This is a genomic window from Rhizobium sp. Nf11,1, from assembly GCF_050587665.1.
GTDB lineage: Bacteria > Pseudomonadota > Alphaproteobacteria > Rhizobiales > Rhizobiaceae > Rhizobium.
The window spans coordinates 99,444-119,856 of sequence record NZ_JBOBHU010000007.1; the positions used below are offsets into that span (position 1 = coordinate 99,444).

17 protein-coding genes and 1 pseudogene are annotated in these 20,413 nt (G+C 60.3%); 11 read left to right on the forward strand and 7 right to left on the reverse strand.

Annotated elements, in window-relative coordinates; genetic code table 11:
* Positions 1-67 precede the first annotated feature (67 nt).
* From ACQ7C1_RS12940 to treZ, 4 genes are all read left to right on the forward strand, one after another.
* Positions 68-1,063: a sensor histidine kinase gene (locus tag ACQ7C1_RS12940; protein ID WP_430958636.1), complete on the forward strand. Its 996-nt coding sequence runs from the start codon at positions 68-70 to the stop codon at positions 1,061-1,063.
* 398 nt (positions 1,064-1,461) lie between these two features.
* On the forward strand, positions 1,462-2,823 hold the full coding sequence (locus ACQ7C1_RS12945; protein ID WP_430958543.1) for an NAD(P)-dependent oxidoreductase: 1,362 nt from the start codon (positions 1,462-1,464) through the stop codon (positions 2,821-2,823).
* Between the two features lie 15 nt (positions 2,824-2,838).
* Positions 2,839-4,152, forward strand: coding sequence for an NAD-dependent dihydropyrimidine dehydrogenase subunit PreA (gene preA, locus ACQ7C1_RS12950; RefSeq protein WP_097600644.1), 1,314 nt, complete (start codon positions 2,839-2,841; stop codon positions 4,150-4,152).
* A gap of 141 nt (positions 4,153-4,293) precedes the next feature.
* A complete protein-coding gene (gene treZ, locus ACQ7C1_RS12955; RefSeq protein ID WP_430958544.1) occupies positions 4,294-6,282 on the forward strand; it encodes a malto-oligosyltrehalose trehalohydrolase in 1,989 nt (662 codons plus the stop codon).
* Here the strand turns inward: treZ and ACQ7C1_RS12960 are convergent.
* From ACQ7C1_RS12960 to ACQ7C1_RS12970, 3 genes and pseudogenes are all read right to left on the reverse strand, one after another.
* Positions 6,279-7,116: pseudogene (locus tag ACQ7C1_RS12960) on the reverse strand (SIR2 family protein). The gene treZ and the pseudogene ACQ7C1_RS12960 sit on opposite strands and share 4 nt — an antisense overlap.
* A 203-nt stretch (positions 7,117-7,319) precedes the next feature.
* Positions 7,320-7,754: a DUF6766 family protein gene (locus tag ACQ7C1_RS12965; protein WP_207243184.1), complete on the reverse strand. Its 435-nt coding sequence runs from the start codon at positions 7,752-7,754 to the stop codon at positions 7,320-7,322.
* Between the two features lie 69 nt (positions 7,755-7,823).
* Positions 7,824-8,861: a TIGR03885 family FMN-dependent LLM class oxidoreductase gene (locus ACQ7C1_RS12970; RefSeq protein ID WP_430958545.1), complete on the reverse strand. Its 1,038-nt coding sequence runs from the start codon at positions 8,859-8,861 to the stop codon at positions 7,824-7,826.
* 511 nt (positions 8,862-9,372) lie between these two features.
* On the opposite strand from ACQ7C1_RS12970, the gene ACQ7C1_RS12975 reads away from it, so the two are divergent.
* The gene (locus ACQ7C1_RS12975) at positions 9,373-11,052 is read left to right on the forward strand and encodes a glycoside hydrolase family 13 protein (protein WP_430958546.1); all 1,680 of its coding nucleotides are present in this window, start codon (positions 9,373-9,375) and stop codon (positions 11,050-11,052) included.
* Positions 11,053-11,073: 21 nt separating this feature from the next.
* Here ACQ7C1_RS12975 and ftrA read toward each other — a convergent pair whose 3' ends face one another.
* Positions 11,074-12,072 carry a transcriptional regulator FtrA gene (ftrA, locus tag ACQ7C1_RS12980; protein ID WP_430958547.1) on the reverse strand — a complete coding sequence of 333 codons (999 nt, stop codon included), beginning with the start codon at positions 12,070-12,072 and terminating at the stop codon, positions 11,074-11,076.
* Between the two features lie 69 nt (positions 12,073-12,141).
* Between ftrA and ACQ7C1_RS12985 the strand changes: the two genes are divergently transcribed.
* Positions 12,142-12,552, forward strand: coding sequence for a rhodanese-like domain-containing protein (locus ACQ7C1_RS12985; RefSeq protein ID WP_183699138.1), 411 nt, complete (start codon positions 12,142-12,144; stop codon positions 12,550-12,552).
* 40 nt (positions 12,553-12,592) lie between these two features.
* On the opposite strand, the gene ACQ7C1_RS12990 is transcribed toward ACQ7C1_RS12985, so the two are convergent.
* Positions 12,593-13,615, reverse strand: coding sequence for a zinc-dependent alcohol dehydrogenase family protein (locus ACQ7C1_RS12990; protein WP_430958548.1), 1,023 nt, complete (start codon positions 13,613-13,615; stop codon positions 12,593-12,595).
* Positions 13,616-13,717: 102 nt separating this feature from the next.
* On the opposite strand from ACQ7C1_RS12990, the gene ACQ7C1_RS12995 reads away from it, so the two are divergent.
* Entirely contained in the window at positions 13,718-14,617 is a 900-nt protein-coding gene (locus tag ACQ7C1_RS12995) for a LysR family transcriptional regulator (RefSeq protein WP_430958549.1), read from the forward strand.
* A 29-nt stretch (positions 14,618-14,646) separates the two neighbouring features.
* Here ACQ7C1_RS12995 and ACQ7C1_RS13000 read toward each other — a convergent pair whose 3' ends face one another.
* Entirely contained in the window at positions 14,647-15,291 is a 645-nt protein-coding gene (locus ACQ7C1_RS13000) for a TetR family transcriptional regulator C-terminal domain-containing protein (RefSeq protein WP_430958550.1), read from the reverse strand.
* Between the two features lie 298 nt (positions 15,292-15,589).
* Here ACQ7C1_RS13000 and ACQ7C1_RS13005 point away from each other — a divergent pair, with 298 nt between their 5' ends.
* From ACQ7C1_RS13005 to hydA, 3 genes are read left to right on the forward strand one after another with little or no spacing between them, the layout of a single operon-like run.
* Entirely contained in the window at positions 15,590-16,843 is a 1,254-nt protein-coding gene (locus ACQ7C1_RS13005) for a Zn-dependent hydrolase (protein ID WP_430958551.1), read from the forward strand.
* On the forward strand, positions 16,843-17,427 hold the full coding sequence (locus tag ACQ7C1_RS13010) for an endonuclease domain-containing protein (protein WP_430958552.1): 585 nt from the start codon (positions 16,843-16,845) through the stop codon (positions 17,425-17,427). The genes ACQ7C1_RS13005 and ACQ7C1_RS13010 overlap by 1 nt, the downstream gene beginning before the upstream one ends.
* Positions 17,424-18,878, forward strand: coding sequence for a dihydropyrimidinase (gene hydA / locus ACQ7C1_RS13015; RefSeq protein ID WP_430958553.1), 1,455 nt, complete (start codon positions 17,424-17,426; stop codon positions 18,876-18,878). Before ACQ7C1_RS13010 ends, hydA begins: the two co-directional genes overlap by 4 nt.
* Positions 18,879-18,936: 58 nt before the next feature.
* On the opposite strand, the gene ACQ7C1_RS13020 is transcribed toward hydA, so the two are convergent.
* Positions 18,937-19,350, reverse strand: coding sequence for a cupin domain-containing protein (locus ACQ7C1_RS13020; RefSeq protein WP_011426527.1), 414 nt, complete (start codon positions 19,348-19,350; stop codon positions 18,937-18,939).
* A gap of 94 nt (positions 19,351-19,444) precedes the next feature.
* Here ACQ7C1_RS13020 and ACQ7C1_RS13025 point away from each other — a divergent pair, with 94 nt between their 5' ends.
* Positions 19,445-20,230, forward strand: coding sequence for an ABC transporter ATP-binding protein (locus tag ACQ7C1_RS13025; RefSeq protein WP_085779168.1), 786 nt, complete (start codon positions 19,445-19,447; stop codon positions 20,228-20,230).
* Positions 20,231-20,413: the final 183 nt, after the last annotated feature.

Sequence of the window (20,413 nt, forward strand, 5' to 3'; positions counted from 1 at the left end):
GGCGTTCCGTTCAGCGATGCTCCGAGATGTCACAGGGAAAGGCGGCCGAGTGAATACGACTGAACCATTGTCGGGCACGCCTTTCACCTTCGAAGGCAAAGCCGCAATGATGGAGCGGGCGCTCGGCAGCGCCGGGATTTCGATCCTCTGCCAGGACGCCCGGCTTTCAATCTTCTACGCCGAAAATCTGCCGCCGCACTTCGCAGCGCTTTTTATGCCCGGCGGCAGTGATTCCGCCCTTTTCGGTGATATCCATGGACAATATCTGACGGCGCTGAAGCGCAAGGTGCTGGAGACTGGCATTCCCAACAATGCCGAGGTCGAAATCGATGTCGACGGCGAATTGCGTACCTACGAATTGAAGATCCAACGCACTGGCGACCGCGGCACGCTTGGACTTCTGTCCGTGATGACGGAGGTCACTGAAAGCCGGCATCGCGAAAAAGTCCTGAAATCGCTGCTGCGTGAGCTCTCGCACCGCTCGAAGAACCTTCTCGCTATCATTCAGGGCATTGCGACTCAAACAGCGCGCAACACGCTCTCGCTCGACAGCTTCCTCCTCAAGTTCCGCGGCAGGCTGCAATCGCTTTCGAATTCCCAGGACCTCGTCACGGATTCGAGCTGGCGGGGCGCCTATCTCTTCGAACTCGCTGAAAAACAGTTCGCTCCCTACTGGCCGGAGACATCAGGCTCCATGCCGATCTACGGCATCAATGCCCATCTGACGCCGAATGCCGCCGTGCATCTCGGCCTCGCCCTCCACGAGCTCATTGTCAACTCCGCTTCCTACGGGGCAATATCAGGCGGCGCCGCCTCAATCACGTTGAACTGCCGCGAAGCGATGATCAACGACAGGAAGGCGATCGAGATCGCTTGGGCCGAAGTGCTGCAGGATCAGTCTGAAGTCCACGAATTCAGCGATAACAGCTTCGGCCGCACCGTGCTGGAGCGTGTCGTACCCTCGTCGGTCAACGGCAAGGCGGAATTGAACCTCGTGCCCGGCCGTATCGAATATCGGCTGACTATTCCGGAAACCGAATTCGAGATCTTCAAGCGAGTGTGAAGAGCGACACCACAACGAAAAACAGCCGGTGCGAGGGCGGCGCACCGGCTGTCTTCACTCACCGGGAGGGGACCGTGAGTACGTCCGGATAGTGGGTTGGGGGCGCGCATGTTGGGTCGATGCGATCACCATCCGGATACCGCAATAACGGCGAAGTTTAAGTTTGGTTCCCTGCCATTCGAAAAAAATCGGGTTTTTTTAATCTTTTTTCCGATGCCCTTCCCTCGCCGCACGCTCAGTTAAATCATCAGTCGAGACTGAAGAAATTGGTCTTTAAAAAACAGTAATTTACCGGCACCTCTTCCAGGAGGATCCGTCAAAATTTTACCGTTTGATAAATTTTTAAACCTGAGTTACGCTTTCCTCACAGGCCGTTTACCAATAATGAGGGAACTTCAATGGAACGACTGGAAACTGGGATTCATGCCGGCCGGCTTTCGCCCGCCGAGTATGAGGCTAATTTTTCCGACCTGCATCCGCGCCTTGACAATCACGAGGCGCTGGTCGCCGCCGACCGCTGTTATTTCTGTTATGACGCGCCGTGCATGACGGCCTGTCCCACCTCGATCGACATTCCGCTTTTCATCCGCCAGATTTCGACCGGCAATCCGCTGGGTTCGGCCAAGACGATCTTCGACCAGAACATCCTCGGCGGCATGTGCGCCCGCGTCTGTCCCACCGAAGAGCTCTGCGAACAGGCCTGCGTGCGTAACACGGCAGAGGAACGGCCCGTCGAGATCGGCCGCCTGCAGCGTTATGCGACCGATGCCGCCATGCAGGGGGGCAAACAGTTCTATGTCAAGGCCGAAGCGTCGGGAAAGAGGATCGCCGTCGTCGGCGCGGGCCCGGCAGGCCTTGCCGCCGCCCATCGCCTGGCCGTGAAGGGCCATTCCGTCACGATTTACGACGCCAGGGAAAAATCCGGCGGCCTCAACGAATACGGTATCGCCACCTATAAGACGGTCGACGATTTCGCCCAGAAGGAGGTCGATTACATCCTCTCGATCGGCGGCATCGAGGTGCGCCACGGCGCCCTTCTCGGCCGCGATTTCTCGCTTTCCGATCTGCAGGCGCAATATGACGCCGTCTTCCTCGGCATCGGCCTTGCCGGCGTCAATGCGCTGCGCATCGAGGGCGAGAACCTTCAAGGCGTCGACGACGCAGTCGATTTCATCGCCGCCCTCCGCCAGGCCGAAGACAAGAGCGACATCGCCATCGGACGGCGTGTCGTCGTCCTCGGCGGCGGCATGACGGCGATCGATGCCGCCGTGCAGGCAAAGCTGCTCGGCGCCGAGGAGGTGACGATCTGTTACCGCCGCGGCAAGGAGCACATGAACGCCTCCGAATACGAGCAGGATCTGGCAAGCTCCAAGGGCGTCATCATCCGCCACTGGCTGGCGCCGAAATCGATCCTGTCGCAGGACGGCAAAGTTGCCGCGATCGAAGTGGAATACACCAAGATCGTCGAGGGCCGCCTCGTCGGCACCGGCGAGACCGGCGTGATTGCCGCCGACCAGATCTTCAAAGCGATCGGCCAGACCTTTGATGCCGGGGGCCTTGGTTCGCTACGCATGGAGTCCGGCCGCATCGCGGTCGACGTCGAAGGCCGCACCTCGCTCGACGGCGTCTGGGCCGGCGGCGACTGCGTCTTCGGCGGCGAGGACCTCACGGTTTCCGCCGTCGCCCATGGCCGCGACGCGGCTGAATCCATCCATCGCGCCCTCTCCGCAACAGCCGCTCCGGCTGTCGCGGTTGCTTGAAGGGGAGAATGAACAATGGCTGATCTCCGCAACAATTTTGTCGGCATCAAATCCCCGAACCCGTTCTGGCTGGCATCCGCGCCGCCGACCGACAAAGCCTATAACGTCGAGCGCGCCTTCAAGGCCGGCTGGGGCGGCGTGGTCTGGAAGACGCTCGGCGAGGAAGGCCCGCCCGTCGTCAACGTCAACGGCCCGCGCTACGGCGCGATTTTCGGCGCCGACCGCCGCCTGCTAGGCCTCAACAATATCGAGCTCATCACCGATCGCGATCTCTATACAAACCTGCGTGAAATGAAGCAGGTGAAGATGAACTGGCCGGATCGGGCGCTGATCGCCTCGATCATGGTGCCCTGCGAGGAACAGGCCTGGAAGTCGATCCTGCCTCTGGTCGAGGAGACCGGCGCCGACGGCATCGAACTCAATTTCGGCTGTCCACACGGCATGTCGGAGCGCGGCATGGGCTCCGCCGTCGGCCAGGTCCCGGAATATATCGAAATGGTCGTGCGCTGGTGCAAGCAGTACACCCGCATGCCCGTCATCACAAAGCTGACGCCCAACATCACTGACATCCGCCGCCCCGCCCGCGCCGCCAAAGCCGGCGGCACCGATGCCGTCTCGCTGATCAATACGATCAATTCGATCGTGTCGGTCGATCTCGACAACTTCGCTCCCAACCCGACGGTCGGCGGCAAGGGCAGCCATGGCGGCTATTGCGGCCCGGCGGTCAAGCCGATCGCTCTCAACATGGTCGCCGAGATCGCACGCGATCCCGAAACCTATGGCATGCCCATCTCCGGCATCGGCGGCATCACCACCTGGCGGGACGCGGCCGAATTCCTGGTTCTCGGCGCCGGCAACGTTCAGGTCTGCACGGCGGCGATGACCTATGGCTTCAAGATCGTGCAGGAGATGATAACGGGTCTCTCCGACTGGATGGACGAAAAGGGCCATCGCAATCTCGACGACATCACCGGCCGCGCAGTGCCCAACGTCACCGATTGGCAGTATCTGAACCTCAACTACGTCGCCAAGGCGAAGATCGACCAGGATGCTTGCATCAAATGCGGCCGCTGCCACATCGCCTGCGAAGACACCTCGCACCAGGCAATCACCAACGTCGTCAACGGGCTACGCCATTTCGAGGTGATCGAAGAGGAATGCGTCGGCTGCAATCTCTGCGTCAACGTCTGCCCGGTCGAGAACTGCATCACCATGGAACCGCTTGCCGCCGGCACCATCGACAAGCGCACCGGCCGCGTCGTCGATCCGAACTATGCCAACTGGACGACCCACCCGAATAATCCGATGGCCCGCCAGGCGGCGGAGTGACGGCTTCGCAACGCCGCGGACCAGCGCGTCCGCGGCGTAACGCTAGATTGCAAATCCGGATTTCCGGCTTGATGGACGACCCTGAAGCGGGAACATCATGAGGCTGCCGAAGTTATCGCAGGCGATCTCCGCGAGAGAGCCATGCACGACCACTCAAGCAGCGAAAAATCGAGACCGGCACCCCCCCATTGGAGCCGACGCCTCCCGATCGGAGCGGAGGTTGATGCCGGCGGCGTTTCGTTCCGGCTATGGGCCCCTGCCAGGGAACGCTGTTTCCTCGTCATCGAGGAAAATTCCGGATATGAGATGACGGCGGAGGAAGGCGGCTACTTCTGCCTCTATCTGCCCGGTCTGGCTGCAGGGACGCGATACCGGTTTCACTTTGAGGACGCAGGTGATCTTCTTGCCGATCCTGCCTCGCGTTTTCAGCCGGAGGGTCCATCGGGGCCATCAGTCGTCGTGGATCCGACGCGGTATCAGTGGCGCGATCACCATTGGCAAGGAATGTCCCCCTTCGGAGCCGCTCTCTATGAGATGCACGTCGGCACCTTCACAAGGGAGGGGACCTTTGCGGCGGCTAGGGAAAAGCTGGCAAGACTCCAGTCGATTGGCATCAACTGCCTGGAAGTCATGCCGATCAACGAATTTGAAGGCGAGTTCGGCTGGGGTTACGACGGCACGTTGCTCTATGCTCCGACCCGACTCTATGGACCACCGGATGATGTGCGCGCCTTTGTCGACGAAGCCCACCGGCTCGGCATTGGGGTGATCCTCGACGTCGTCTACAATCACTTCGGTAAAGGTGAGCGTTTTTGCGAATTCACACCAGACTATTTCACCGAGCGTTATTCGAACGAGTGGGGCAAGTCGATCAACTTCGATGGACCGAACAGCCGTGGCGTTCGCGAGTACGTCGCAAAGAACGCGGCTTATTGGATCGACGAATTTCATTTTGATGGACTGCGCATCGATGCAACGCAGGCCTTATTCGACTCAAGCCGCGAACACATCGTCACGGTTATCGCCAGGGAAGCTCGCGCAGCAGCGAGACAGCGTCAAATCTATCTCGTCAGCGAAAATGAGCCGCAACAAACCAGTATGGTGCGGCCGGCTGAGGTGGGAGGGCATGGGCTGGACGCCTTGTGGAATGAGGATTTCCACCGCTCCGCGACAGTGGCGCTGACGGGCCGCAACGAAGCCTATTTTCATGATTATTGTGGTACCGCTCAGGAGCTCGTTTCTGCCGCCAAATATGGCTGCCTGTTTCAGGGACAAAGATATGATTGGCAGGACAAACCACGGGGCACTGCGGGGCTCGACCTCAAGCCGTGGAATTTCGTACACTTTCTCCAAAACCACGATCAAGTCGCTAACTCCGGCACAGGAGCCAGGATCGGCCACATAACATCGCCGGCTCGCCTTCGAGCCCTGACGGCGCTCCAGCTGCTGGGGCCGCAGACGCCCATGCTCTTTCAGGGGCAGGAGTTCGGTTCCTCTTCCCCGTTCTATTATTTCGCTGATCACACCGGAGAAATCGCCGACATCGTACGGCAGGGACGGCGCGATTTTATCAGTCAATTCCCGAACCTTCGGGATGAAGAACTCATCAGACACATGGCGGATCCATGTGCTCGCGAGACGTTCGACAAGGTGAAGCTTGATTGGGCCGAATGGGAGAGGAACGCGGCAGTCGTTCAGCTTCATCGCGACCTGCTGAATCTGCGTCAGATAGAAAAGGCATTTTCCCGCCAAGCCTGCGCCCGTGACGGCGAAATGGACGGCAGTATCTTGTCCAGTGCCGCCTTTCTACTGCGATTCTTCGCGGAGGAACCCTCTGACGAGAGACTATTGCTGATCAACTTCGGCAATGATCTCGCGATAGACAGTCTGCCGGATCCGCTTTTTGCTCCACCAGAGGCTCACCAATGGCGTCTCTCGTGGTCCAGTGAAGATGCCTCATACGCTGGTAGCGGCCGCCGCCCCTATGATTTTCAGAAGCGCTGGGTATTGAATGGGGATATTGCCCTCGTGCTCGCCGCCGCAAAACTCCATAATAAGCAAGACGCGCCAGCAGTGCCGATGGAGGAGTGGCAAGCCGGCATTTTGCGAGCCGGAGATCCTGACACTTAGCGGCAGTCGTCCGGATTTCGTCGTTCAAGCAGACGTCCGAGGAACTGAGCGAGGGAGTGACCTGAATTCTCGCCATCGCCGCTGAGGACGGTGACGCCCCACCTCTTGAGGACGTGCACCTGGACTTCGCTTGGCTCATGCATGAAGAGAAATAGCGGCGGCCGGTGTCGGTCCAGCCCTGTTCGACGCCACGTTGACCACAGATGATGGAGCAAAAAGCGAATATTCAGATCTGACATGCTGTAGCCGATGAACAGCAATGTCGAGGCGAAGGCATCACTCCTGAATTTAATGTCCAAGGGGGCATCAAATGACAGGCGGTCGAAGTAGTCCGACTCGGTCAGCACCAGCGTGTCAGGATCGGAGAAATCGCCGTGATATTTGACAATCTGTGTTTTGCCGGCCGGCGCCGTGGCCATGTCTTTCGCGCTCGTGATCCGGGTGAATGGCCGCCCGAATGTTTCATAGGACATCTCGAGATTTGAATCGTAATTCGTCGTGTAGACGAGAGGAAAGTCCAGTTCCACGATCAGCCGATGCAACTCCGAGTTTTTCAGTTGCGCCGGCGAAATCTGCCACTCGCGCTTCATCCAGTCGACCAAACTGAGACAATGAGCCGTGCTTCAAGCGGTAATATTCGGCGATCTCCTGGTAGGTCGTGCCGTTCGCGACGGCGAACGACGAAGGCAGGCCTAGATCCATCAACATGTGGTCAATCAGGCAGGTCCACGACGGTAAGCCGACATTCATCGATATGCCTGCGCCAACGAACAAGATGACCTGCCGGCGTTCAAGCGCGCCGGCGATCGCCACTATCTGTTCATCGTGTGCCACGGCTCCTCCTGACTTCCGCAGACCAAACGTCGTCTGGAGGGACTTGTTTCCGTCCGCTAGCGTACCTCCGTGCGGCGCTTGACCTCAAGCTGGAAAGAATCGTGGCCACTCTCCTTTTACGTGGCTGCTTCGGGCGCCTCGACAGGCCCCGACCGGCTGCGGGATGCAAACGACCGGCACCTCCGTGATCCGCCTGCGCCGGCCTAGGTGGCGTCGCCGATCCGTTTCGGGCCTCTTTGCGTCTCCAGCTCGTGGGCGTATGGACCGGCATGTCCACCGGTTCTCATGAAGTGTTTGTCGATCTCGGCGATGATCGCTTCAGCCTTCTCTCCGCCATTCAATCTGATCAGAGCGTCCAGTTTCGCTTCGGTGCGGTCATCGTTTTCCTTCGAAGAAGGAGATCCGATATAGAGAAAGTAGGCAAGACCCACGACCTGCCAGAGCAACTGTAAGAATTCGGACTGCCAATTTTCAAAGGTGTCTCGGCTCATCTCCATGAGGTAGGCATTGATATCAGGGGCTTGACCGTGGCTCTGTTGCTCGCCGACAAAGGCGAACCAGCCAAATAACCAATGGCCGGCGAGCGAAAATAGAAAGAAGCCGACTGTGATCCAGGCGTAGGCGTATTTCTTGAACATGATACCTCCTTTGGACAGGCGACCGGTGGGCGGCGCGTGCGCGACCAGCCGCACTTTTTGAAGTCCTCATCAGCTGATACCTGGCCTGCCCTCCAAGTCCGCTCGGATCGAGAGATCGCCTGCAGCAATCGGCGCGCCGATGCTGAAAGCGGGCACGACCTCGTGTCCAAAGGTTTTGATGAACTCGCGCTGGTTGCGCCCGACATTGTGGATATAAATCTCTTCAAATCCCATCGCGATATCGGCCTTCAGCCACTCGACGTGCTGTTGCGGATCGGCCGAGATGCGCACATGCTCATCCATGTCTTCGGGCCGCACCTTCAGGCACGCCTCGTCGAACTCCTCCGGCAAACGAAGCGTTTCCGAGATCGCGGCCGAAATCGCGTTGCTCCGCCATTGGTCGAAAGCGTTTGCCCTGGCTTCGCCTTCGGAGTCGGCATAGGACACATGCGCCTGTAAATAGAGCGGCTTGTCCTTCCCGCCGCCACGGCGGAAGGCATCGACGACTTCGCCGAGCTTGTCGGGCGGCTGGTTAATGGTGATAAGCGCATCCGCCCATTCTCCCGCCCACTCGGCCGTTTCCGGCGAAAGAGCACCGGCGACAATGCGGGGAAGCCTGTTCGACAGGGTATGGACCCGCGCCTGATCGACTTTGATCGGCGCTGACCGACTGACAAGCTTCCCCGACCATAAGTCCCGTATGATCTCGACCGCCGCTCGCAGTCGTTCATTTCTTTCTGCCTTGGAAGGCCAGCGTTCACCCATGACGTGTTCATTCATGGCTTGCCCGCTGCCGACCGCGATCCACGGCAACCGTCCGGAAAACATCTCTGCGATTGTAGCGCCGGCCTGTGCAGTAATCGCCGGATGATAACGCCAGCCCATAGGGACGGTTATGATACCGAAGGGAATAGACTGCGTCGCCTGGAGGGCCGCCCCTAACCACGCCCAAGCAAAGCCTGACTGACCCTGCCTCTCGCTCCATGGCGTCAGATGATCGGACGACATCACGGCGCCGAAACCTGCAGCTTCCGCCGCCTGCACATATCCAAGGAGCTCACTTGGCGAAAATTGTTCATGGGATGCGTGATAACCGATGAGCGTCATGATCCGTTTCCTTCCGAAACAAACCAATGGTCGGCATAGGGCTCGAGCTCCGGGCGTGGTTGGAGGATACCTTCGAACTCCACATCGCCGATGAGATCTCTGAACTTCCTGGGCTGCATGCCGTTAAAATCGATTTCCGTTTTGTCGGAAAACGGTCCGTCGGCGACGATCGGCTGACACAGTTTTCCGACGTTCGCACTGGAGAACCCCGCATTCCTCTCCGACGACCATTGCATCGGCACCCGCACTGCTGGTCGCGGTGCTTGCCTACGACGGGTTCTGCACCTTCGAATATGGAATAGCCTATGCATACCAGCTGCTGCTTCGGTTCGGCACCGCGACGGTCTCCCGATAATCTCTGTTGCCACACCTTCTAACGGTTCCGGAGGGAGGGGGTTCCTTGAGCCGCGCCACGGCTACGAACGGGAAGTTGGGATGAAGTCCGGCCTGATGGAACCCACGCGCACCACCGGTGTTCTCCCAAGATCCCAAACAAGTAGGAAAGCTTCCGATGGATCAGTCCACGACACCGCTGGGAGGTCCCGAGCGATCACCTCTCCAACCAAAATGGTGGCATACGGCAACTGTCTACCAGGTCTATCCGCGCAGCTTCTGCGATTGCAACGGAGATGGCATCGGCGATATTCCGGGCATTACCTCCAAGCTCGATTATCTGAAGAAACTCGGGATCGACATCATCTGGCTATCGCCGATCTACAGGTCGCCGATGGACGACAACGGTTATGACATATCCGACTATAGGGACATCGCGCCCGAGTTCGGCACGCTCGCCGATTTCGACCAGTTGGTGGCAAAAGCTAGAGAACGTGGAATCGGCATCATGCTCGATCTCGTCGTCAACCACACATCGGACGAGCATCCATGGTTTGTTCAATCCCGTCAGGGGCCGAATAACCCGTTCCGCGACTTCTACATCTGGCGCAAGCCAGCGCCGGACGGAGGGGCGCCCAACGGCCTGAAATCCTCCTTCGGCGGGCCGGCATGGACGCTCGATCCCGGCACCGGGGAATATTACCTGCACATGTTTTCCCGCCGCCAGCCGGACCTCAATTGGGAGAACGAAAGGGTGCGGGCGGAAATCTATGACATGATGAACTGGTGGCTCGAACGCGGCATCGCAGGCTTTCGGATGGATGTCATCGACTACATCGGCAAGCAGGTGGACCGGGAGATCGTCAAGGACGGGCCGCACCTGCACGACTATCTGCAGGAGATGAATGCCAAAACCTTCGGCAGCCGCGACGTCCTGACGGTCGGCGAAGCCTGGAGCGCCACGCCGGGCGCGGCGCTCCTCTATTCCGGGCGTGAACGCCGGGAACTGTCGATGATCTTCCAGTTCGAGCACGTCACCCAGCAATGGGACGCGGTTTACGGGAAATGGCGCCCGAAACCGTTCGACCTCGTGAACCTCAAGACCGTCCTCAGCAAGTGGCAGCTGGCTCTATCCGAAGATGGGTGGAATTCGCTTTTCTGGGGCAATCACGATTTGCCGCGCGCCGTATCGCGCTACGGCAATGTCAGCGGCTATCACGTCGAGTCGGCAAAGATGCTGGCGACCGTTCTGCATCTGCTGAAGGGCACGCCTTTCGTCTATCAGGGCGAGGAGATCGGCATGACGAACGTCCCCTTCACCTCCATCGAACAGTATCGCGATATCGAAACTATCAACATGCACAGGCTGCACGTGGAGGCCGGCCTTTCACCGGAGGAATTCATCCGCGGCGCAAACGAGAACGGCCGCGATAACGCCCGCACACCGATGCAATGGAGTGCTGCCCCCTACGGCGGTTTCTCCACCGGCGTGCCCTGGATCGAGGTCAATCCCAATTACCCGAAGGTCAACGCCGAAGCGGCCATCAAGGACGAGAGGTCGATCTGGAACCATTATCGCAAGCTGATCGCTCTCCGGAAAACCCACCCTGTCATCGTCTATGGGGAGTACCGGTCCTGGCTCGACCAGCACCCCGATGTCTTCGTTTATACCCGCGCGCTCGACAGGAGCTGGATCATAGTGGTTGCCAACTTCACCGCTAGGACTATTGCGCTGAGTTTACCGACGGAGCTCGCCATCAAGGGAGAATGCCTGATCTGCAATTATGAACCGGTGCACATGATCGGGGAAACGGTTGAGCTCAAGCCGTACGAGACCTTTGCCATAGAGTGTAAGTGAAGCGAGTGGCACCGTCAGGCGCTAACCGCCGAATGACTTCCGATAGGCATGCGGGCTCGTGCCCAGCCGCTTGCGGAAGTGGTGCCGCATCGTCGCCAGCGTGCCGAAGCCGCTTGATATCGCGATATCGTCGAGCGATACGCCAAGTTCTCTTTCGAGAAGGTCGCGCGCATGGCGCAGCCGCTCCTTCAGCAGCCATTCGCCGACACTGAGACCCGTCGTCGCTTCGAAGCGGCGCTGGAAAGTGCGTATGCTCATGCCGGCCCTTTTGGCGAGCAGGCTGATCGGCTGCTCCTCGGCAAGGCTTGCGCGCATCCAGTCGATCAGCGGGCTGAGGCGTATGCCCTCACGTTCCTCCGGAACCGGCGCGCCGATGAACTGCGCCTGCCCGCCTTCGCGGTGCGGCGGCACGACGAGGCGGCGGGCGACGCTGTTTGCCGCCTCCGAGCCGAAATCGCCGCGCACCACATGCAGGCAGAGATCGATGCCTGCGGCGCTGCCGGCCGCTGTCAGCAGGCTGCCCTCATCTATGTAGAGTACATCCGCGTCGAGCGTGATGTCGGGATAAAGCGCCGCGATCGAGTTGACATAGCGCCAATGTGTTGTCGCCCTGCGGTTGGCAAGCAGTCCGGCGCCGGCAAGGACTGCAACGCCGGAACAGAGCGACATGATGCGCGCGCCGCGCTGATGCGCTGCCTTGAGAGCGGCGGCAAGCGGTTCCGGCACCGGCGCATCGATCGACCGCCAGCCGGGCACGACGATCAGGTCCGCCGCGTCGAGCACTTCCAGCCCCCTGTCGACCGCGACCGTCAATCCGCCGGCGGCGCGAAGCGGCCCCAGCTCGATGCCGCAGACGGAGAAGCGATACCACCCCTCGCCCATCTCGGGACGCGGCAGGCCGAAGACCTCATAAGCTATCCCGAATTCAAAGGTGCAGAGCCCGTCATAGGCAAGCACCGCGACCAGCGGTCCGTTCGTCTTCGGAGATATGTTTGGCATGATCTTTACGCTGTCAGTCATGATGGCCAATTTCGCCAAGCTTTAACATCGGCGATATCAGGGGGCAATCCAGCACGAAAGGAAAGACCGATGCCAAGCGCCGTCTTCGAAATCCCCGCCGCCGAGCCTGACCTCGCCGCCGCCCATTATGCCGCTAAGCTCGCCTTCGAGACCGATTGTTCGGATGTCCGCGCCGCTTTCGCAGCTGGAAAGGTCGATTTCGTTCTTCTCGATGTGCGCTCGCCGGCACTGTTTGCGCAGTCCCATGTGCCGGGCGCGATTAACCTGCCGCACGGCAAGATGACCGCACATCGCATGTCGGAATGGGCAAGAAACACGCTCTTCGTCGTCTATTGCGCTGGTCCGCATTGCAACGGCGCCGACAAGGCGGCCTTTCGCCTTGCCAAGCTCGGCCTCAGAGCCAAGCTGATGATCGGCGGCATGACCGGTTGGGCCGATGAGGGTTTTGCCTTCGAAACCGAAACCATCGCTGCCGAATAACAGAAGGCTCCCCTCCACGATGCGCAGGGAGCCTCATGTCTCAAAACTCAATGACGATCTTGCCGAAGGGGCCTCGATAGAGATGATCGAGCGCCTGCGGCAGCTCTTCGAAGCCATAACGCCTGTCGATAACAGGCTTCAGCCCGGTCTGGTCGACGGCGCGCACCAGATCCTCCAGTGCCCTGCGGTGACCGACCGTAATTCCCTGCAGGACGGGCGCCTTGAGAAGCAGTGGCGCCACCGGCGCCGAGATCTCAAAACCCTCGAGGACGCCGATCACCGAAATGCGGCCGTTAATCGCCACAGCCTTCAGCGCTTGGCCGAGATGTGGTCCGCCGACGATTTCGAGCACGTGGTCGGCGCCGTCATCGCCGGTCAGTTGATGGAACTGCGCCACCCAGTCGCCCTCGTGCCGGTTGATCAGATGATCGGCACCGAGCGCCAGCGCCCGGTCGAGCTTTTCGCTACTGCCTGACGTGATGAAGACCTCGGCGCCATGCGCCTTGGCGATCTGCAGGCCGAAGAGCGCGACGCCGCCGGTTCCCTGCACCAGCACCTTGTCGCCAGCCTTGAGCTTGCCGCATTCGATCAGCGCGAACCATGCCGTCAGTCCGGCGCAGGGCAGCGTGCTCGCTTCAGCGGCATCGAGCGTTTTCGGCGCATGCGTGAACCACTCCTCGGAAAACACGGTGTGTTCGGTCAGCACGCCCGGATGGAAGCCGCCGCGCGTCTGGTAGGGTAGATTACGCGCGTTGCCCGGGCCGCGTCCATCGATCCAATCCGGGGAAAAGGTGGAGATAACTCGATCTCCGGGTTTGAAGCGTGTGACATCCGGCCCGACGGCCTCAACCACGCCTGCCATGTCCGAGGCCGGGACAAAGGGAAACTGCAGCGGCAGTCCCATGCCGCTTTCGAGCACAAGCCTGTCGCGGAAATTGAGGGAGACCGCCTGCGTCCGCACCCGGATCATCCTGCCGGACACGTCGGGAATTCTCGCTTCACCGATCTTCAGATTGGCCTCCGGCCCAACGGCATCGGTTTGCCACTGCTTTGTCGTCTGCATCTCCTGCTCCTTCTCGATTGGAGGAGCAGCAGGTATATCGTTGAATATTCATCGCCTGTTGCGATATTATGTCGTCAAACTGGTGCCACAAAGGAAACAAAGATGGAGCAACTGAAGGGGATTTCGATCTTCGTCCAAACGGTCGAAGCCGGCGGTTTCTCCGCCGCCGCCGAACGGCTTCACCTCACCCGCTCGGCGGTCAGCAAGACGATCGCAAGGCTCGAACAGCGACTCGACGTCCGGCTCTTCAACCGCACGACCCGGACCCAGAGCCTGACCGACGAGGGCCGGTTCTTCTATGAGCGCTGCCTGAAAGCCATCGAGGAAATCCGGATCGGCGAGGCCCAACTTGAATCGGGCAGGCGCGAGGTCCGCGGCAGGCTGAGGGTATCGATGCCGGCGCTGTTTGGACGTCATTGCGCCGCTCCGATCCTGACCCGCCTGCTCGACGACCACCCCGATCTCGAATTGGACTTATCCTTCAGCGATCGGGTCGTCGATCTCCTAGAGGACGGCTTCGACCTTGCCGTCCGCAACGGTCCGCTGAAGGACAATCCCGACCTGATGGCGCGAACGATCGCCCGGCAGTCCATGACGGTCTGCGCCTCGCCCGCTTATCTCGAAAACTATGGCGTCCCGCAAACGCTCGACGATCTCGCCCGCCATCATGGTATCGTCTATCGCAGGGGTGATAATGACAAGGCCTGGACCTTCCCGGCTCCGTCCGGCCCCCCACGCGAAGTTCTACCGAAATCTCGGTTGCGGCTCGATGATCTCGCCTCGATCGCAGACGCCGCGGTTGAAGGCCGCGGGCTTGCCTGGCTGACCTGCTGGCTGGTGCGGGACAAGGTCCTCTCAGGTGCACTCGTGCGGGTTCTGACCGATACACCATCAACCATATTTGAAGCCTATGCCGTCTGGCCGCGATCGCCGGTGATGCTGCCGAAAGTGCGTCTTGCCATCGATACGCTGGCCGCGGAACTGCCGGCGATCATGAGCTGAAAAAGGCATCTTCTCAGGAAATCGAGCTGTTAGCCACCCTCCGGCCGCAGTCCGCCGATAAAGAGTTGCTCCAGAAACCGCGCGGCATCCTCGAAGCGCCCCTCGCCGGAATGTTCCTGCCCCAGCACGGCGCGCACCTGGACGTCGAAGTCGGCATAATGCTGCGTCGTCGACCAGATTGAGAAGATCAGGTGGTAGGGATCGCATTCAACGATCTTGCCTGATTTCGTCCAGGCGCGGATGACCTCCGCCTTCTCGTCGACCAGTTCCTTCAGCGGCCCCTTCAATTCATCCTCGATATGCGGTGCGCCCTGCAGCACCTCATTGGCGAACAGCCGGCTCTCGCGCGGAAAATCGCGCGCCATCTCCAGCTTGCGCCTGATGTAGCTGCGAATTTCTTCTTCCGGATTGCCCTCAGCGTCGAAGGCCCGCAGCGGCTCCAGCCAGGTATAGAGGACCCGGTCGATCAGCGCCCGGTGCATCGCTTCCTTGGTGCGGAAATAATAAAGCAGATTGGGTTTCGACATGCCCGCGACTTCGGCGATCTGGTCGATCGTCGAACCGCGAAAGCCGCGTGCCGAAAACACGTCGAGCGCCGCCTCCAGAATCTGCTCTTCCTTCTCCTCCTGGATTCGCGTTCGCCTCTGGGTCTTCGCTGCTCTCGGAATAGCCATCGGCTATTGTTTCCCCTTGCAATTCAACTTCTTCCCTCAAGTTTCGGCAGAGGCGACCCCTGGCGCTTTCTTGAGCAACTGCCCGCATTTTTATCGGCAAATTTCGTGATTTTCGTCTTGAGCCCCGCGGTGGAAGTTGTAATGTTTACCAATCGGTCAAATATCCGCCAGATGAAAAACAAAGGCAACTGGCGATTTTCCGGCGCTCGACAAAACCAACAACAGCGCGGGAAAGGACCACGGGAACAGGCGGGCATGCCCCTTGCATGGCTGCCGCAAACAGGTGAGGGCTTGAAGAATGGTGGCAGCACCAGGCGAGAACATGCGCATCAATGGCGACCGTCTGTGGGACAGTCTCATGGACATGGCGAAGATCGGCCCCGGAATCGCCGGCGGCAACAACCGCCAGACGCTGACGGATTCGGATGCCGAGGGCCGCAGCCTTTTCAAGACATGGTGCGACGAGGCGGGCCTGACCATGGGTGTCGACCGCATGGGCACGATGTTCGCCACCCGCCCCGGCACTGATCCCGACGCCCTGCCAGTCTATGTCGGCTCGCATCTCGACACCCAACCAACCGGCGGCAAATATGATGGCGTGCTTGGCGTGCTCTCGGCCCTCGAAATCGTGCGCACGATGAACGACCTCGGCATCAAGACGAAGCACCCCATCGTCGTCACCAACTGGACGAACGAGGAAGGCGCACGCTTCGCCCCTGCCATGCTGGCCTCGGGCGTCTTCGCCGGCGTGCACAGCCTGGACTTCGCCTATAACCGCAGGGATCCAGAGGGCAATCTGTTTGGCGACGAGTTGAAGCGCATCGGCTGGGTCGGCGACGAAGAGGTCGGCGCCCGCAAGATGCACGCCTATTTCGAATATCATATCGAGCAGGGTCCGATCCTCGAAGCCGAGGAAAAGCAGATCGGCGTCGTCACCCATTGTCAGGGCCTGTGGTGGCTGGAATTTACGCTGACCGGCAAGGAGGCCCATACCGGCTCGACGCCGATGAACATGCGCGTCAATGCCGGTCTTGCCATGTCGCGCATCCTGGAAATGGTCCAGGCTGTCGCGATGAGCGAGCAGCCGGGCGCCGTCGGCGGCGTCGGCCAAGTCTTCTTCTCGCCGAATTCCCGCAACGTGCTGCCGGGCAAAGTGGTCTTCACTGTCGACATCCGCTCGCCCGACAAGGCCAAGCTCGATCGCATGCGGGCAAAGATCGAGGCTGAGGCGCCTGGCATCTGCGACGCGCTGGGCGTCGGCTGTTCCATCGAGGCGATCGGCCATTTCGCACCGGTCACCTTCGACGAAAAGCTCGTCACCTCGGTTCGCTCCGCCGCCGAACGTCTCGGTTACAGCCACATGAACATTATCTCCGGCGCCGGCCACGACGCTTGCTGGGCCGCCAAGGTCGCGCCTGCCACCATGGTCATGTGCCCCTGCGTCGGCGGACTCAGCCACAACGAGGCGGAAGAAATCTCCAAGGAATGGGCGACGGCCGGAGCCGACGTGCTGTTCCACGCGGTGGTCGAGACGGCGGAGATTGTGGTGTGATGTCTGCTGCAGAACCCGGAGCCCCCTCATCCGACCCTTCGGGCCACCTTCTCCCCGCTGGGGAGAAGGGAATGGCGAACGTCGCGGCTTCTCCCTTCTCCCCTCGGGGAGAAGGTGCCCGAAGGGCGGATGAGGGGGCTCCGGGCGCGACCAAAATTATCAAACAGGATATCCGCAAACATCGCCCAGTCAAAACAGCACAAGCTCGACAGCTTCGTCAAAACGAAACCGAAGAAGAATACCATCTCTGGAGCGACCTGCGCTCCCGCCGCTTGAACTGTTATAAATTTGCAAGGCAAGTCCCGCTTGGGCCATTCATTGTCGATTTCCTCTGTCGCGAAAAACGATTGATCGTCGAAGTCGATGGCTTCCAGCATGCCGAAAACGTCAGCGATCAACGCCGAACCGAATGGCTTAATGCAAATGGCTATTCTGTCCTGCGCTTCTGGAATCAGGAAGTCTCTCGCGAAAGACGCTCCGTACTCGAAACAATCCTGGCAGCATTGGAAGGCCGGCTTGAAGCCAGCGAGGAAACGCTCAGCTTCTATTCACCATCCAAAGAAAAGAAGAGGGAACGATCATGACCACAGTCATCAAGAACGGCACCATCGTCACGGCCGACCTCACCTACAAGGCTGATGTCAAGATAGACGGCGGCAAGATCGTCGAGATCGGTCCGAACCTCTCTGGCGACGAAACGCTCGACGCCTCCGGCTGTTTTGTCATGCCGGGCGGCATCGACCCGCACACTCATCTCGAAATGCCCTTCATGGGCACCTATTCCTCCGATGATTTCGAGAGCGGCACGCGCGCGGCGCTTTCCGGCGGCACGACCATGGTGGTCGATTTCGCCCTTCCCGCCCCCGGCCAGTCGCTGCTGGAGGCGCTGACCATGTGGGATAACAAATCGACCCGCGCCAATTGCGACTATTCCTTCCACATGGCGGTCACCTGGTGGAGCGAGCAGGTCTTCAAGGAGATGGAGACCATCGTCCGCGACAGGGGCATCAACACCTTCAAGCACTTCATGGCCTATAAGGGCGCGCTGATGGTTGATGACGACGAGATGTTCGCCTCTTTCCAGCGCTGCGCCGAGCTCGGCGCCCTGCCGCTGGTGCATGCCGAAAATGGTGACGTGGTCGCCTCCATGTCGGCAAAGCTGCTCGCCGAGGGCAATAACGGCCCCGAGGCGCATGCCTATTCCCGGCCGGCTGAAGTCGAGGGTGAGGCCACCAATCGCGCCATCATGATCGCCGACATGGCCGGCTGCCCTGTTTACATCGTCCACACCTCCTGCGAACAGGCGCACGAGGCGATCCGCCGGGCCCGCTCCAAGGGCATGCGCGTCTACGGCGAACCGCTGATCCAGCACCTGACGCTCGACGAGAGCGAATATTCCAATCCGGACTGGGATCATGCCGCCCGCCGCGTCATGTCGCCGCCTTTCCGCAGCAAGCAGCATCAGGATAGCCTCTGGGCGGGGCTCGCCTCCGGTTCGCTGCAGGTGGTCGCGACCGACCACTGCGCTTTCACCACGGCGCAGAAACGTTTCGGCGTCGGCGACTTCACCAAGATCCCGAATGGCACAGGCGGCCTCGAAGACCGCCTGCCGATGCTCTGGACGCATGGTGTCAACACCGGCCGGCTGACGATGAACGAGTTCGTCGCCGTCACCTCGACCAACATCGCCAAGATTCTCAACATCTATCCGAAGAAGGGCGCGATCCTCGTCGGCGCCGATGCCGATATCGTCGTCTGGGACCCGAACCGTTCGAAGGTCATCTCGTCCAAGACCCAGCAGTCGGCGATCGACTACAACGTCTTCGAGGGCAAGGAAGTGACTGGCCTGCCGCGCTACACGCTGACGCGCGGGGTCGTCGCGATCGAGGAAAGTACGATCAAGACCCGCGAGGGCCACGGCGAGTTCGTCAGGCGCGAACCGGTGACAGCCGTCAGCAAGGCGCTGTCCACCTGGAAGGAGATCACCTCTCCGCGCAAAGTGGAACGCAGTGGCATCCCGGCAACCGGCGTATGACGATGGAGCATAGCGATACGGCCATCAACCGGGGAACGACGCCTTCATGCGGATGACTTCACGCCGGCACCAGCGCGTCCAGTTCCGGCAGAAGAACGACGCTTTCCTGCTCGTGGGGATCGGTGCGCGCAATGACCGCCGTGCAGGGCGTGCTGCTGAGGTTCGCAGGCATATGCGGCACGCCGGCCGGGATGTAGAACAGTTCGCCGGCATGGGTGATGACGTGATGCTCCAGCCGGTCGCCGTACCAGGTATGAGCCTCGCCGGAGAGCACGTAGATCGCCGTCTCATGCGCCTCGTGCAGGTGCGCCTTGGCACGCACGCCGGGCGGGATCGTCAGGAGGTGCATGCAGATGCCCGTGGCGCCGACAGTCTCAGCCGCTATCCCTTCGAAATAGCTGAGCCCCTGCTTGCCGTCATAGGCGTGCTTGGGACGAACGATGTGGCAGGTGGGTTTTGATGTCGCGTCCATTTTCTTCCTCCAAGAATTGCGCCGCCGGCAAAGCCGGCAGCGATGGTAACATGCAAACCGCCGTCAAGCGGGGAAAACAAGATCGGTCGCATTGATGCAAGCACCCTCCGTCGTATCCGCCAAGGACCTCTGTCTCACCTACCAGGCGAATGACGGCCCGGTGCGGGCGCTGAGCGATGTCAATCTCGATGTCCGCAAGGGCGATTTCGTCTCTTTCATCGGCCCGTCCGGCTGCGGCAAGACGACTTTCCTCCGCGTCATCGCCGATCTCGAAAGGAGCACCTCGGGCGAAATCTCGATCAACGGCATGACGCCGGCGGAGGCGCGCAAAGCCCGCGCCTACGGCTACGTCTTTCAGGCGCCGGCGCTCTATCCCTGGCGCACCATCGAGAACAATATTGCCTTGCCCTTGGAGATCATGGGTTATCGCGGCGCCGATCGGACGAGGCGCATCGCCGAGGCGCTCGACCTCGTCGGTCTTTCCGGCTTCGAGAAGAAATTCCCCTGGCAGCTTTCCGGCGGCATGCAGCAACGCGCCTCAATCGCCCGCGCGCTCGCCTTCGACGCCGACCTGCTATTGATGGACGAGCCCTTCGGCGCGCTTGACGAGATCGTCCGCGACCATCTGAACGAAGAGCTGCTGAAACTCTGGGCCCGCACCAACAAGACGATCTGCTTCGTCACCCACTCCATCCCCGAGGCGGTCTACCTCTCGACCAAGATAGTGGTGATGTCGCCGCGCCCCGGCCGGGTGACCGATGTGATCGACTCGACACTGCCGGCCGAACGCCCGCTTGACATCCGCGATACCCCCGAATTCCTGGAAATCGCCCATCGCGTCCGCGAGGGACTGAGGACGGGGCATAGCCATGAGGTTTAGGCGGCTGCATTCTGGGGCTACCCCCCTCTGCCCTGCCGGGCATCTCCCCCACAAGGGGGGAGATCAGCAGGAGGCGAAGGCTCCCGCAAACAAGGACAAGAGAGCAGTACTCCATAGAAGCAAATGGGAACGAGGTGCTATCCTCTTGCCGATCTCCCCCCTTGTGGGGGAGATGCCCGGCAG